Source organism: Silvibacterium dinghuense, from assembly GCF_004123295.1.
GTDB lineage: Bacteria > Acidobacteriota > Terriglobia > Terriglobales > Acidobacteriaceae > Silvibacterium > Silvibacterium dinghuense.
Genome location: NZ_SDMK01000001.1, coordinates 979,663 through 993,699, shown reverse-complemented (window position 1 = coordinate 993,699; position 14,037 = coordinate 979,663). Strand labels below are relative to the sequence as shown.

The 14,037-nt window shown below is 61.3% G+C and carries 13 protein-coding genes and 1 pseudogene; 7 read left to right on the top strand and 7 right to left on the bottom strand.

From position 1 onward, the window contains the following. Nucleotides 1–8 precede the first annotated feature (8 nt). Nucleotides 9–1,085 (bottom strand): thioredoxin family protein, encoded by a 1,077-nt coding sequence (locus tag ESZ00_RS03895; RefSeq protein ID WP_129206858.1) that lies wholly within the window; start codon nucleotides 1,083–1,085, stop codon nucleotides 9–11. Between the two features lie 117 nt (nucleotides 1,086–1,202). Here ESZ00_RS03895 and ESZ00_RS03890 point away from each other — a divergent pair. From ESZ00_RS03890 to ESZ00_RS03885, 3 genes and pseudogenes are all read left to right on the top strand, one after another. Next, nucleotides 1,203–1,853 (top strand): annotated as a pseudogene (locus ESZ00_RS03890) (M24 family metallopeptidase); the annotation flags it as partial. A gap of 128 nt (nucleotides 1,854–1,981) precedes the next feature. Beyond that, nucleotides 1,982–2,131, top strand: a complete 150-nt coding sequence (locus tag ESZ00_RS20000; protein ID WP_164981335.1) for a hypothetical protein — start codon at nucleotides 1,982–1,984, stop codon at nucleotides 2,129–2,131. 132 nt (nucleotides 2,132–2,263) lie between these two features. Next, nucleotides 2,264–2,446, top strand: a complete 183-nt coding sequence (locus ESZ00_RS03885; RefSeq protein ID WP_129206856.1) for an SRPBCC family protein — start codon at nucleotides 2,264–2,266, stop codon at nucleotides 2,444–2,446. Nucleotides 2,447–2,458: 12 nt separating this feature from the next. Here the strand turns inward: ESZ00_RS03885 and ESZ00_RS03880 are convergent, their stop codons facing one another. From ESZ00_RS03880 to ESZ00_RS03870, 3 genes are all read right to left on the bottom strand, one after another. After that, nucleotides 2,459–3,646, bottom strand: a complete 1,188-nt coding sequence (locus ESZ00_RS03880) for a BaiN/RdsA family NAD(P)/FAD-dependent oxidoreductase (RefSeq protein ID WP_268235252.1) — start codon at nucleotides 3,644–3,646, stop codon at nucleotides 2,459–2,461. Nucleotides 3,647–3,890: 244 nt separating this feature from the next. Beyond that, nucleotides 3,891–5,408 (bottom strand): GH39 family glycosyl hydrolase, encoded by a 1,518-nt coding sequence (locus tag ESZ00_RS03875; RefSeq protein ID WP_129206855.1) that lies wholly within the window; start codon nucleotides 5,406–5,408, stop codon nucleotides 3,891–3,893. Between the two features lie 246 nt (nucleotides 5,409–5,654). Further along, nucleotides 5,655–6,608, bottom strand: a complete 954-nt coding sequence (locus tag ESZ00_RS03870; protein WP_373283889.1) for an acyl-CoA desaturase — start codon at nucleotides 6,606–6,608, stop codon at nucleotides 5,655–5,657. A gap of 255 nt (nucleotides 6,609–6,863) precedes the next feature. Here ESZ00_RS03870 and ESZ00_RS03865 point away from each other — a divergent pair, with 255 nt between their 5' ends. Further along, nucleotides 6,864–9,350, top strand: a complete 2,487-nt coding sequence (locus ESZ00_RS03865; protein WP_129206854.1) for an ABC transporter permease — start codon at nucleotides 6,864–6,866, stop codon at nucleotides 9,348–9,350. A gap of 112 nt (nucleotides 9,351–9,462) precedes the next feature. Here ESZ00_RS03865 and ESZ00_RS03860 read toward each other — a convergent pair whose 3' ends face one another. Further along, on the bottom strand, nucleotides 9,463–10,518 hold the full coding sequence (locus tag ESZ00_RS03860) for a PIN/TRAM domain-containing protein (RefSeq protein WP_129206853.1): 1,056 nt from the start codon (nucleotides 10,516–10,518) through the stop codon (nucleotides 9,463–9,465). Nucleotides 10,519–10,776: 258 nt separating this feature from the next. Between ESZ00_RS03860 and ESZ00_RS03855 the strand changes: the two genes are divergently transcribed. From ESZ00_RS03855 to ESZ00_RS03845, 3 genes are read left to right on the top strand one after another with little or no spacing between them, the layout of a single operon-like run. After that, nucleotides 10,777–11,133 (top strand): hypothetical protein, encoded by a 357-nt coding sequence (locus ESZ00_RS03855; protein ID WP_129206852.1) that lies wholly within the window; start codon nucleotides 10,777–10,779, stop codon nucleotides 11,131–11,133. A gap of 5 nt (nucleotides 11,134–11,138) precedes the next feature. After that, nucleotides 11,139–11,822 (top strand): TetR/AcrR family transcriptional regulator, encoded by a 684-nt coding sequence (locus ESZ00_RS03850; protein ID WP_129206851.1) that lies wholly within the window; start codon nucleotides 11,139–11,141, stop codon nucleotides 11,820–11,822. Nucleotides 11,823–11,836: 14 nt separating this feature from the next. Then, a complete protein-coding gene (locus tag ESZ00_RS03845; RefSeq protein WP_129206850.1) occupies nucleotides 11,837–12,325 on the top strand; it encodes a hypothetical protein in 489 nt (162 codons plus the stop codon). Between the two features lie 33 nt (nucleotides 12,326–12,358). Here the strand turns inward: ESZ00_RS03845 and moeB are convergent, their stop codons facing one another. Together moeB and ESZ00_RS03835 are read right to left on the bottom strand one after the other, a co-directional pair. Continuing rightward, entirely contained in the window at nucleotides 12,359–13,552 is a 1,194-nt protein-coding gene (gene moeB, locus ESZ00_RS03840; protein WP_129206849.1) for a molybdopterin-synthase adenylyltransferase MoeB, read from the bottom strand. Between the two features lie 158 nt (nucleotides 13,553–13,710). After that, nucleotides 13,711–13,986: a MoaD/ThiS family protein gene (locus tag ESZ00_RS03835; protein ID WP_129206848.1), complete on the bottom strand. Its 276-nt coding sequence runs from the start codon at nucleotides 13,984–13,986 to the stop codon at nucleotides 13,711–13,713. Between the last annotated feature and the right edge of the window lie 51 nt (nucleotides 13,987–14,037).

The following is a 14,037-nucleotide window of genomic DNA, read 5'->3' as shown; positions in this document are numbered from 1 at the left end:
GCTTCTTTTTATCCGAACGTGAACGAAAACGCCTGCACACCCGCATCCTCGAACTCGATGGTGAAGGTATGGTCTTCGACCGGTCCTCTCTGCCGGACGAGCTGGTAAAGCCGGTCTTCGGTCACGACGCCGTTGCCCTGCGCGTCCGTATCCGTGCCGTGATTCTCGCCCGGGGCCTGCCCGTCGATCGTCACTTTGAAGCGCACCGGCTTGCCGTCCGCTCCGGGCGCGAGCACCAGGTGCAGGTCGCGCGCGTGGAAGCGGAAGACGATCTTTCCACCTGCCGACCTGAGCACGGCGGCCTGCGGATGGTCTGTCCATTCACCGATCAGCCCCCAGTCATTGCGGTCCAGGTGCTTCGGCTCCGGGTAGGTCCGGTCGGAATCCTGCCTGAGACCGCCAGGCGAGACGAAGTTCTCCGAGCGCGCATAGCCGATGTAGGTTTCCGGCGAGCGCACGTCGCGGATATCGGCCGCAGCCTCTGCGCCCTCGCCGTGTACGCTGGCGATGCCGGTGGGCATGCTCTTCGCGTTCGCATCCTGCAGCAGCTTTTGAATCTGCTGCTCGGTCACGTCGTACTCGCCTTCGCCGAAGTGCTGATAGCGCAGCCTTCCCTTGGCGTCGAAAAGATAGTGCGCGGGCCAGTACTGGTTGTTGAACGCGTACCAGATCTTGCGATCGTTATCGACGGCCACCGGGTAGGTGATGTGGAACTTCTGCACCGCCCGCTCTACGTTCGGCATCAGCTTCTCCACGTCGAACTCCGGCGCGTGCACGCCGATGACGACCAGGCCGCTGTCCTTGTACTTATCCGCCCAGGCGCGGATGTAGGGCACCGAGCGGATGCAGTTGATGCAGGAGTAGTCCCAGAAGTCGACGAGGACGACCTTGCCCTTGAGGTCCTTTGCGGTCAGCGGCTTGGAGTTGAGCCAGGCCGTGGCGCCGGAGAGGCCGGAAAGCTGTGGGCTGCCGAAGAATCCCTGCGCATCGGCGCGGGGCGCTTCGATGGCCGGGCTGGCGAGCGCGGCGGCCAGCGCAATTCCGGTAAAAACCTTGAGCAGTTTCGATAGGCGGGAGAGCGGCATCTGGATTCAGGCTCCTCTTCTGGGCAACACTATAGGGGACGAGGTGCAGTCCGCATGGCAGAACAGACCCAAGCAGTAGATCGCTTCGAGCAGTAAAAGGTTACAGAGCTCCGCCACGCGCAGGATAAGGCCGTGCATCTCTTCCATGAGGTTGAAGCGCGCGGCCTCATGCGCGCCGGTATCACCGAGAGCCAGCTCAACCAGGAGATCTACGATCTGGCGAAGGAGATGTACGGCATCTCGACCTACTGGCACAAGCGTATCGTGCGCGCCGGGGCCAATACGCTGCTGCCGTATGCGGAGAATCCACCGGATCATACTCTCGGCGAGGACGACATTCTCTTCCTCGATCTCGGCCCGGTCTTCGAGGAGTACGAAGCAGACTTTGGCCGCACCTTCGTTATCGGATCGGACCCGGCGAAGCTCAAGCTGCGGGACGACACGGCAAGGGCCTTTGCCGACGGCAAGCGCTACTTCAAGGAGCATCCGGAAATTACTGCGAGCGAGTTCTATGCCTATGCGGCGTCGCTCGCCAAGAAGTACGGCTGGGAGTTCGGCGGTCCCATTGCCGGGCACCTGATCGGGCAATTTCCGCACGAGCGCATCGCCGGAGACAAAGTGACGCTCTATATCCATCCGAAGAGCCGGCTGCCTATGCAGTCGCTCGACGAAGAAGGCCGCAGGCGCCACTGGATTCTCGAAATTCACTTTGTCGATCGCGAGCGGCGGATCGGCGGCTTCTTCGAAGAGCTGCTGACAGTCGATTGACGTCTATAGGGAAGGCCTGGCGGCGAAGTGGAAGGGACGATCAATTGAAAACTGGCGTTTTTCGCAGGATGCTTTTTCCAGCCACTCTCTCGCTGTTTCTGCTTGTCTCCAGTGGATGCGGCCGGCGCATGGCGGCATTGAATCAGCTCGCCGCAAGTGGCGCGATCGATTCTACGGCGCCGGTGCAGGCTCATGTTGAGCTGCAGATTGCCTCATCGCCGGAGAAGATATGGGCGCTGCTCATCAATGCGCAGAATTGGCCGGGATGGAATCCGTAGGTGAGTAACGTCTCCGTGCCCGGTTCTCTGAAGATGGGAACGCGTTTTGTATGGAGCCTTTCCGGCACGGAGATTCATTCTCAGGTTCAATTGGAAGAAGATCAGAGGCGGTTGGCATGGACGGGAGAGGCCATGATGGCGAAAGCCGTTCACCTGTGGGAATTGAGGCCCACGGCAAATGGCGGTACCGTCGTCATCGTGCAGGAATCGCTGGAAGGGCCGCTGGTCGCGCGCTTTGTCTCTTCGAGCCAACTGACCAATACAGACCTGGCCTGGCTGAAAGCGCTCAAGACCAGGGCAGAATCGCATCCCTGAACAGGTTTGGTCTTACGCGACCTGGCCTGCAGCCACTCCTGAAGCCCACGCCCACTGGAAGTTGAAGCCGCCGAGATGGCCGGTGACATCGACCACTTCTCCGATAAAGAAGAGGCCGGGCACGCGTTTTGCCTCCATCGTCGAGGCCGAGAGTTCGGCCGTATCCACGCCGCCCGCTGTGACCTCGGCTTTCGCATAGCCTTCTGTCCCATCCGGAACCACGCGCCACGCGTGCAGACCTCGCTCCCACTCTTCAAGCGCCGCGTTGCTCCATCCCTTCGGGGGTGCGGCTTCGATCCATGCAGAGGCAAGCCGCGCAGGAAGCACCTCGTTCAGCGCTGCCTTCAGCGTGGCGGCATCACGCCGCGCACCTGCGATGACAGGTGTGGATACCTGCGCTCCGGGCGCAAGGTCGATGCGCACCGCCTCGCCCGGCCGCCAGTACGACGAAGCCTGCAGCACTGCAGGCCCGCTCAGCCCGCGATGCGTGAAGAGCAACTTTTCACGAAAGGCGGGAGCCTTCTTCGCTTCCCCCGCTGCTGTCACCTCGGTTGAAACCCCGGCCAAAGCGCCCCAGCGGTCCAGATCCTTTTGCGAAAACACCAGCGGCACCAGTGCGGCTCTCGGCTCGACAATCTTTAACCCGAACTGCCGCGCAATCTCGTAACCGAAGCCGGTCGCGCCCATTTTCGGAATCGACAGGCCGCCGGTGGCGATGACGAGCGACGACGCCTGCCATTCTCCGCGGTTCGTCGTTACGGTAAAGCTCTCGCCGTTGCGTTCGACGCGATCGATGTGCGTTCCGCATGCCACGCGCACATGGGCCGCCGCGCATTCGGCGAGGAGCAGGTTCAGAATGTCGGTGGCCGAGCGGTCGCAGAAGAGCTGGCCGAGCGTTTTCTCATGCCATGCGATGCCGTGCCGGTTCACCAGGGCGAGAAAGTCCTGCGGGGTGTAGCGGGCAAGCGCGCTTTTCGCGAAGTGCGGGTTTGCGGAGATGTAATTCTCTGCCCGCGTGTGGAGATTGGTGAAGTTGCAGCGTCCGCCACCGGAGATGAGGATCTTTTTCCCCGCGCGCTCCGCATGATCCAGCACCACGATGCGCCGTCCACGCTTTCCTGCTTCGATCGCGCACATCAGGCCGGCCGCGCCTGCGCCCAGCACGATCCCATCGACACTCTGCTCTTCGTTCGGCTTCAAGGTTTAAGGGTAACGTGAGTGGGACGCGCTTTGCGCCTCCAGCAGCCAGTCACAAGGACGGCCAGCGCGCCTTCGGCGCAAGTGTGTCAACGGAGGTTCGTGCTCTCCCACATCTCAGAATCGAGATGTGGGGCACCCAGGGCATTGGCACGGAGGCGGGTGCCCCACCCAAGCTCTGCTTGGGTGGGAAGGCTGCGAGCCTTAACGAGCGACTGGCAATTGGACGTTTTTGTGACGGAACGCGCTACCGGATCTCAATCAGCGCCAGCCCCTGCTGCGGCACGGTCACGGTCACCGTGTTGTTCTCGAGCGGATGTGTCTCCGGTTTGCCGATGTCCGACGCCTGCTTGAGTGCCGCAATCTGCGCCTGTGTCGGATGGCTTGGGCTGCCCATGGCCTTCCACGCCGCCAGCGTGTCGCCGTGCTGTGCGTCGAGGCGCGAAATCGTCACTGTGGGCGTGTACTTCTTCACCTTCTTCCATGGCAGCCTGGTCAGGTCAAAAGTAAATGTCTTGTCCGGCGCCGATGCGCCCGGCTCGACCAGATTCCACGCCGCAATCGCCACGGTGTCGTCACCGCCCCGTGTCACGAGCACGTCGTCCTGGGGCTCGGCGATGCGTTGGTTGCCCAGCTTGTGCAACAGTTTGAAGGCGTTAAAGGCAGGTTTGGGGATGCCGTATTCCGCCAGCAGTCCATAGCCGCCGTAGAACGGCGTCTTCACCACGCCCTGCTCTTCGAAGACATCGGAGAAGGTCCAGTAGGACATCATCTGCACCTTGCCGTCGCATTGCCGGATGGTGTCGGCCATCCACGGTCCCATATAGAGCGAGTCGGTAATCTCCTGCTGGTTCATGTAGGTTGCGTTGAACTCGCTCCAGATGAGCGGCATATTCGGCCTGGCCGAGTGCTCGATCTGGTCATGCACCTTGTCCACCGCGGCGCAGACCATCTGGTGCGGAGGAACAGGCCGGTCGTCGCCAAAGACGTCTTTGGACGTATCGTTGCCGTAGACGTGCGTCGAAACGAAGTCGAGCGGGACATTGTTCTGCGTCGCGTGTGCGATCATGTCCCCGACCCATGCGGCCTGCGCCGTGGCCGGGCCGCCCACGCGAATCTTCGGACTCACCGCCTTCAGCGCCTTCGCCGTATGGTCATAGAGTTCGAAGTAGGTTTGCTGCGCGGGGCGTCCGGTCCAGAAATCGATGTTCGGCTCGTTCCACACCTCGAAGTACCACTGCGAAACCTCGGTGATGCCGTAGCGGTCGATCAGGTGTTTGGCAAAGGCCGTGACCAGCGCGTCCCACTTGGCGTAGTCGGCGGGCGGCGCGACGATCTGCTTGTACCAGAAGGCGTGATAGTCGAGGCGTGAGGCCAGCTTCTTGGGCATGAAGCTGATCTCGACGTAGGGCCTCACCCCGTTTTCGAGCAGTCCGTCGTAGATCTGATCGACGTAGGACCAGTTATAGACCGGATTTCCCTGCGCATCCTCGTCGTAGACTCCGTTTTCGTCTTGAAAGATGGCATGGAAGCGGACGTACTGGAAGTCCGTGACTGATGCGACTTTGCGCATGTCCTCGCGATATTGCGCGCGCAGCGTCAGGTTGGCGCGGCCCGAGCCGAACATCTGCTCCCAGAAGTGCGGCAGCGGCGTGGTCTTGCCGGCGGCATCGACGGTGATCTGCTCCTGCGCAAGGGCGCAGGGTGCGACGATCGAGGCGAGTGCGAGAGACAGGGCAAGGCAAGACACGGTGCGGCGAAGCATGAACGTTCCTCCGGGAGAATTCTACGAGAGCCTGCCGGTGAGATGAGTCGGAAGGTCAACGCGTTGCGCCGTGTCAGGGGTGAGCAGTGAGCAGTCAGGCCTAAAGACGGCCAGCGGGGGTAAGGGCTGATTCAGGGCAAACAAAAAGGCCGGAGCAAACGCTCCGGCCTCGCTGACCGTTTTTGTGACTTACCTCTGGCCGCTTTTGTGACTGACGACTGAAAGGCGCGCAAGCGCCGCTGGCTGCTATCCGTGAATCACCCGCGCCGGCCCCGGTTTTGCCGACTGTACCTTGATGCGCCTGGCCAGCCCGACCGCGCCGAGCGCGCGGATGATCCAGTAGTTCACATCGATTTCATACCAGGCCATGCCGTGGCTGCTCGAAACCGGATGCGCGTGGTGGTTGTTGTGCCAGCCTTCACCGCCGGAGAGGATGGCCACCCACCACAGGTTGCGCGAGTCGTCGCGCGTATCGAAGCGGCGCGAGCCCCAGATATGCGTGGCCGAGTTCACCAGCCAGGTCACGTGCAGGCTGACGACGATGCGCACGAAGAATCCCCACAGGAACCAGGACCAGCCGCCGGCGATGTACAGTGCGGCGCCCAGCAGCACGCCCGGAATCCAGTGCCAGCGGCTCAGCCACACGTAGAAGCGATCGCGGGCCAGGTCCGGCGCGTAGCGGTTGAGCAGCGCCATGTCCTTGTTGCGGAGCGTGCCGTAGAGGATCCAGCCCATGTGCGACCAGAAGATGCCGTCGCGCGGCGAGTGCGGGTCGCCCGGCTTGTCGGTGAGCTGGTGATGCAGCCGGTGCACGGCCACCCAGTAGATGGGGCCGCCCTCAAAAGCCAGCGTCGAGCAGACCGTCATCGCATACTCCAGCCAGCGTGGCACCACGAAGCCGCGATGCGTCAGCAGCCGGTGGTAGTTCACGGCGATGCCGATATTCTGCGAAAAAATCCAGAGGATCGCCGTGACGGCCACGGCCTTCCAGCTGAAAAAGAACAGTGCGGCCAGCGCTCCGAGGTGGAAGAACACCATCCAGAAACCGAACATGAGGTTCATGGAGGGGCTGCGGCGTTGCATCAGGATTTGCGAGTCGGCTTCGGCCGTTCCTGTGTTCAGCGATTGTTCTACGAACGTGGTTGTTGTGGCCATATCCAGCGTGACTTCTCCATCCTTGAAGCTATCCAACTCTGCCACGAAATGTCTGTAAGAGTTCGGTAATAGTTCGCCGCCTGTTCTCCTTTGGCGCTGTCCGGTGTCCGGTTTTGCTGTTCGTTCGTGGCCGCACTGCTGTATTTCCGGACACATTCTGAGCCTTGCCCGATCTCCTTGTGCTGCAATATGCATGGAACCAGGTGGTCCCAGCCCTCGTACTCTATGGCAGTCTGCGTGCATCCGGACATGTGTCCCTAAAAATGTTCAAGAGAAATGCGCGTTGTAAGGAGAGACTTCATGCGCTCGCTGCTTCTCGATCTCAAGCTCGTTCTGCGTCAGCTGCGCAAATCCGCGGGTTTCACCCTGCTCGCTGTTCTGATGCTGGCCTTCGGCATCGGTGCTACTACCGCCATCTTCTCCATCGTGGACGGCGTATTGCTGCGGCCGCTGCCGTTCCCGCATGCCGAGCAGCTCATCGCACTCGGCGATCACCTGGAAGGCACGCCCAGCGGCCACGGCGAATCGGTGACCGCGCCCGATATCCTCGCCTACAGCCGCGACACGCACAGCTTCTCGAGCCTCGGCGGCTATCACAATACCGGCTATGAGCTCTCTGGCAGCGGCGAGCCCGCGCAGGTCACTGCCACCCGCATGGGCGCCGGCGTCTTCTCCGCACTCGAAGTGCAGCCCCTGCTCGGCCGTGTCTTCACTGCGCAGGAGGACACGGAGAAGCAGCCGGTCGCCGTGCTCAGCTATGCCTCCTGGGTCGATCGCTTCCATGGCGATCCTCACGTGCTCGGCACCCGGATACTGCTCAACCGCAATCCATACATCGTCATTGGCGTGATGCCGAAAGACTTCGAGTTTCCGCTGGTGCCCGGGCACCTGAACCGATCCGATCTATGGGTGCCGTTGAGCCTGACCCCGGAGGAGCTGAGCCCGAGCAATGCGGCCAGCTGGGGATCGCGGATGGTCGGCCGTCTCAAGCCCGGCGTCACTATCGACCAGGCGCAGTCCGACTCCGAGCGCGTTGCCCAGGAGATCATGCGCAACTACCCGGCTTTTATGGCCAGCCTGCACATCTCGGCCGTGGTGCAGCCGCTCAGCCAGGAGACTGTCTCCGATGCCCGCCCGCTCGTCCGCATGCTCTTTCTCGCCGTCGCCGTCGTGCTGCTCATCGCCTGCTTCAACCTCGCCGGCCTGCTGCTGGTCCGCGCCATCCGCCGCCAGCGCGAGCTCGCTGTCCGCCTCGCAATCGGCGCTCCGGCTGCGGCGCTCGTCCGTCAGGCGCTGTTGGAAAGCCTCACGCTTAGCGTGATGGGAGGCGTGCTCGGTGTGACGCTGGCGGCCATCGGCCTGCACGTGGGCAAGAGCGTGTTGCCGGAAAACCTGCCACGCATCAACGAAATCAGCCTCAACTGGACCGTCGCCGGCTTCGCGCTGCTGCTGGCGATTCTAACTGGCCTGCTCTGCGGACTCGCTCCCGCCTTCGCCGCGCTGCGCATCCGCGTGAATAGCACGCTCAAGGAAGGCGGACGCTCAGGCTCCGCGGGTGGTGGACACGCGCGGCTGCGGTCGGCGCTCGTCATCGCCGAGATCGCCATTGCCCTGGTGCTGCTCACCGCCTCCGGCCTGCTGCTGCGCAGCTTTGAGAAGATGCGCTCGGTCGAGCTCGGCTTCACGCCCGACCACATGACCACGGCCGCCTACTCCCTGCCGCACCAGCAGTACAAAACGCAGGCCCAGGTGGATACCTTCGACAAGTCGCTGCTCGACCGGCTGCGCGTGCTGCCTGGCGTCACCGCCGCCGGCTACTCCACTTACATGCCCGAGTCGGGAAACAATTCCAACGAGGCCTTCGTCGTCGAGAACGGCGCCCCGCAGCCCGGGGCCCGCCTCAACCTCGGCACACCCTCCGGCGTCGCCGGTGACTACTTCCGCGCCATGGGGATCGCACTCATCCGCGGCCGTTATTTCACGGAGTCTGATCGCGCTGGCTCACAGCTGGTCGTCATCGTGAACCGCAAGCTGGCTGAAAAATACTGGCCCGGACAGGATCCCATCGGCAAGCACTTCCGCATCGGCACCGAGACGATGCAGCTCCCATGGCAGACGGTCGTTGGCGAGGTTGAGGATGTTCGCCAGGAGTCGCCCGATGCCGACGTCTCCGCCCAGTTCTACTACCCGGAGGTGCAGGAGATTGGCGACGCAGGCTCGCTCGCTTCGCCCACCGACATCAGCGGCGACGGCGGCTTCGTTGTCGTCCGCTCGGTGCTGCCGCCCGAGCAGATGGAGAACGCCATCCGCTCCACTGTTCGCGGCCTCGATCCGCTTCTGTCACTTTCACAGTTACAAACCATGACCGAGGCGGTCTCCGAGAGCGAGGCGCCACGCCGTTTCAACACCATCCTCATCTCGAGCTTCGCCTTCGCTGCCGTGGTTCTCGCGGTCCTCGGGATCTATGGCGTTATCGCCTTCTCGGTCGCATCGCGTACGCAGGAGATCGCTATCCGCATGGCCCTCGGCTCCCGCCGCGTGGGCATCATTGGCCTTATCCTGCGCTCCGGCGCGCAGCTGGCGGTGATCGGCTGTGTGATCGGCCTCGCGGGAGCTGCGGCCTCGGCTACGCTGTTGCGCTCGCTGCTCTTCGGCGTCAGCCCCTTTGATCCGCTGGTGCTGGTGCTGGCTGCGCTTGCCGTATTTGCCCTGGCGCTTGCTGCCTCTGCCGTTCCTGCACGACGGGCGGCGACGGTCGATCCCATCCAGGCTCTGCGCGGAGAATAGTGAGAAAGCGGTCAGCAGTCAGTCACAAAGACGGCCAGCCGTTAGTTTTACTGGTCGTTCTCGTGCCTGGCTGCTGGATGCACAAAGTGCGTCCCACTCTCTTGCATATCTTCTAATTTGACGCAATTTCCGGCGCCGTCATTTCCATCCGCATTTCGGTCTTGGTTTCCGTTCGCGGCGTCCCGTCTTCCATCTTGCCGAAGATCATCTTGCCCGATGCTGTCTGTAGAACCGAGGTCACCGTGACATCGACGGTCTTCCCGATCATCTTCCGCGCATGGTCCACCACCACCATCGTGCCGTCATCCAGATAGCCGACGCCCTGGTTATATTCCTTGCCTTCCTTCAGGATCACCACCCGCATCTTTTCGCCCGGCAGCACGACTGGCTTGAGTGCATTCGCAAGGTCGTTGATGTTCAGCACGGCGACGTTATGCAGCCCGGCCACCTTGTTCAGGTTGAAGTCGTTGGTGACGATCTTGCCGTCCATCTCCTTCGCCAGCTCGATCAGCTTCAGATCTACTTCGCGGATCTTCGGGTAGTCGTTTTCGAGGATCTGGATGGTCAGCAGGGAATTGCCCTGCATGCGATGCAGCACATCGAGTCCGCGCCGTCCTCGCTGCCGTTTCGATCCATCCTGCGAATCGGCCACCATTTGTAACTCACGCAGCACAAATTGCGGCACCGCCAGCGTTCCTTCCAGGAAGCCGGTCTCGGCCATGTCGGCAATCCGTCCGTCGATGATGGCGCTTGTGTCGAGGATCTTCAGGTTGCGCTTTGCCGGCGCGCGCTCCGGTCCGAACAGGTCTCCCAGCGCCGCGAGGTTCAGCATGTCGCCCTTGTTCGTGCCTACGAGCAGCCCCACATAGGCCATCAGCAGGAGCACGAAGATGGTGAGGACGCTCTGTGTATTGCCCGCCGGCAGGCTTTCACGCAAGACCAGCGAAATGAGAAACGCGCCAAAGATGCCGAGAATGCTCCCGGTTACCGCTCCGATCAGCCGGCGCAGGCTCAGCGCCCGCACCCTCTGCTCAAAGACCACAACCAGGGCCGCGGCTGCTGCTCCCGCTAACGCGGAAGTCCATGCATTCCAACCAAAGGGCCGAAGAAAAAAGCACGTGCCGCTCAGCACCAGAAGAAAACAAAGCCGAATCAGTATCAGGTCCATAGCGCGCCTCAACCTCCCTGCGCAGTTCGGCAGTATACGCAGGAGTTTCGAGAATGGGCAAAAGGTGCGTATGCAACCCCAAAGGGCGTATGCAACTGTAGATGTCACAGAACCGAATCTTCTGCCCCTTCTGCAGATTTGCCTCGACGGAGTTCCTCGGAAAAGTGAACGCGTTCAAAAATAATCCTTGACGATGGAGAAATTCGCGCTACGCTATATTTGAACGCGTTCAAATAGATAGGAAATGAGGAATCAGCCATGTCCGTCGCCCTCTGCTACCTTAGCTATCTGGCCATCAGCATCGTGCTTACCGCGTGGGTTGCTCGCACGCTCTATCGCAGCGGCCGCGTCTTTCTGCTCGATGCTTTTCACGGCAATGAGCCGCTCGCCGACTCGGTCAATCACCTGCTGGTCGTTGGTTTCTACCTCATCAACATCGGGTACATTGCGCTCGCGCTCAAGACCAGCAACCCGTTGGCGACCGTCCGCGAGATCATCGAGCTCGAAAGTCACAAGCTCGGCACCGTGCTCATCATTCTCGGCCTGATGCACGCCTTCAACATCCTTGTGCTTACCCGGCTGCGCAGCCGCAGCGCTGCGCCGAGCCACGCCTGATTGCCATGACTTCGAAGACGACCACTCCTGCCGGGACAAAGAAGTCTGCCGAAACCCGCGCCCGCATTCTCGAGGCTGCGCTCCGTGTCTTTCGCGAGCGCGGCTTCGAGGCGGCTACCATGCGCGAAGTTTCCACTGAAGCCGGTGTCGCGCTCGGCGGCGCCTACTATTACTTTCCTTCGAAGGTGGCCATCGTTATGGCCTTCTACGAGCAGGTGCAGGCCGAGATGCTGCCTGCGCTCGACACCGTTCTTGCCGAGAGTCGCACGCTCGAGGCGCGCCTGCGCGGTCTTATCCAGGAGAAGCTGACTTACTTTGCGCCCAACCGCAAGCTGCTTGGCGCACTCTCTGCACACACCGATCCATTGCATCCGCTCTCGCCCTTCAGCAGCGAGACAGCCGACATCCGCAATGCCGACATTGCCTTCTTCGAGCGTGCGGTCACGGACTCGAAGGTAAAGCTGCCCGCGAATATCCTGCCGTATTTGCCGCGGCTGCTCTGGCTTTACCAGATGGGTCTGATTCTCTTCTGGGTCTATGACCGTTCGCCCGGCCAGCGTCGCACCGGAGCGCTTTTGGATGGAACCCTGCGCATGCTGCTGCTGACACTCAAGATCGCCGGGCTGCCATTGTTGAAGCCGATGCACAAGATCGCTGGAGAGGTGCTGCAGAACGTATTTGAGGGATGAATGGAGGAGGCTCCATGAACGAAGCAGCAGACGAGCAGGGAAGCGGGCCTAACGTCTGGGAAAAGATAGGCTTCTCTTTTGTAGGCTTGATTGCAGGGAATGTCGCGCAACAAGCGGTATTGCTTGCCGTTCGAGTCTTCGGTCCTGCAGTTGGGATAAGACTGCCTGCTTCCATCGGTCCAGGCTCTATCTATGAGACCGAAATCCTGTCACTCTTTATTGCGATTTTCTCGCTTTTGGGGTGGGCGGTGATCGGTGTCCCGTCTGTGCTGGTTATGCCGTTGCGCTGGTTTGAGGAGCTTCCACTTACTCTGTTTTTCTTGCCCGGTGCACTCCTGGGAGCGTTGGCTTATACCTGCGGATTGCTTATCTTTGGCGGAGCTGCTGATTTGCTCCTCGCGCTGAAAGCAACACGCTATCTCGCCATGCTTGCTGCTCTTATTGCATCGGTAGCTCTTGTCGTCTTTGTTCAAATGATTCGCAGCAGAAAACGGCGCCCCTGAGGGCGCCGTCTGTTACTACCGTGAAGCAGGTGCTTAGTATTTCGCTACGCTCGGGTCTACGTCGTTCGACCAGGCGGTGATGCCGCCGGTCAGGTTGGTCACGTTCTTGAAGCCGTTGGCTGCGAGGAGTTCGGAGGCCTTCTGGCTGCGGCCGCCCATCTTGCAGTGCACGATGATCTCGGCATCCTTGTTCAGCTCATGGAGGCGCGAGGGCAGCTCGCCCAGCGGAATCAGGTGTCCGCCGAAGCTTGCGATCTGGTACTCGTGCGGCTCGCGCACATCGAGTACGAAGATGTCTTCCTTCGCGTCGAGCTTCTGCTTCAGTTCGGTTGCTGAAATCTGGGGAATGCCATTCTGAGTCGGACGTTCGTTCACTATTTCCACCTTTGCTTCGGGCACAATGCCGCAGAACTGCTGGTAATCGATCAATTTGGTCACGGTCGGGTTCTTGCCGCAGACCGGGCAGTCAGGGTTCTTCCGCAGTTTGAGGGTGCGGAAGTTCATGGTCAGCAGGTCGGCCAGCAGCAGGCGACCGATGAGCGGCTCACCCTTCCCGATGATCAGCTTGACGACTTCAGTGGCCTGGATCACGCCGATGACGCCGGGCAGAATGCCCAACACGCCACCCTCCGAGCAGGAAGGCACAAGGCCCGGCGGCGGCGGTTCGGGGTAGAGGCAGCGGTAGCAGGGGCCTTCCTCAGTGGCGAAGACGCTGGCCTGGCCTTCGAAGCGGAAGATCGAGCCGTACACATTCGGCTTGCCGGAGAGCACGCAGGCGTCGTTGACGAGAAAGCGTGTGGGGAAATTATCCGTGCCGTCGGCGACGATGTCGTAATCCTTGATGATGTCGAGCGCGTTGTCGCTGGTCAGCATCGTCTCGTGCTTCACGATCTTCACGTAGGGGTTCAGCGCGGTGAGCTTCTCCGCGGCCGAGTCGATCTTGGGACGGCCCACGTCCTTGGTCGAGTGAATGATCTGCCGCTGCAGGTTGCTCTCGTCCACTACGTCGAAATCCACGAGGCCGATGGTGCCCACGCCCGCCGCTGCCAGGTAGTAGGTCATCGGAGCGCCCAGGCCGCCGGTACCCACGCACAGCACCTTGGCTGCCTTGAGCTTTTGCTGGCCTTCCATGCCCACATCGGGCAGGATCAGGTGGCGCGAGTAGCGGCCGATCTCGGCGTTGGTCAGCGAGGGCAGTGCCGAGGGTGTTTCCAGTGTCGTTGCCATGTCTTGCATCCCTTCTAGCGAGTGGCATGTGTGCCTATCGCTGTGACAAATCTCAGTGCCGACTAACAGGAGGCGGCAAAACTCTTAGCACAGCCTAAACCCGCGAAGCGCAATCGCCTGGACGGTCAGTCCCGCGCGAAGCGCAATCGCCCGTGCGGCTAGCACCCGCCGGCGATGGAGGGGATGATGGAGAGCGCGTCCTGCTCGCCGACCTTGGTCGATTCCTTTTCAGGCAGATAGCGGATGTCTTCGTCGTTCAGGTAGACGTTCACGAAGGCGCGCAGCTTGCCCTCTTCGGAGTAGAGGTGCTTCTTGAGGTCGGGATGCTGCGTGGTGAGCGCCTCGAGCGCTTCGCCGACGGTGGTTGCGGAGACGGTGACCGTGTCCTGCTTGTCCGAATACACGCGCAGCGGGGTAGGGATATGAATCTTCATGGGAAAGTCGTCCTTATCGAATCGGTAAGGTCCGTCCCTTGCAAAGACAGA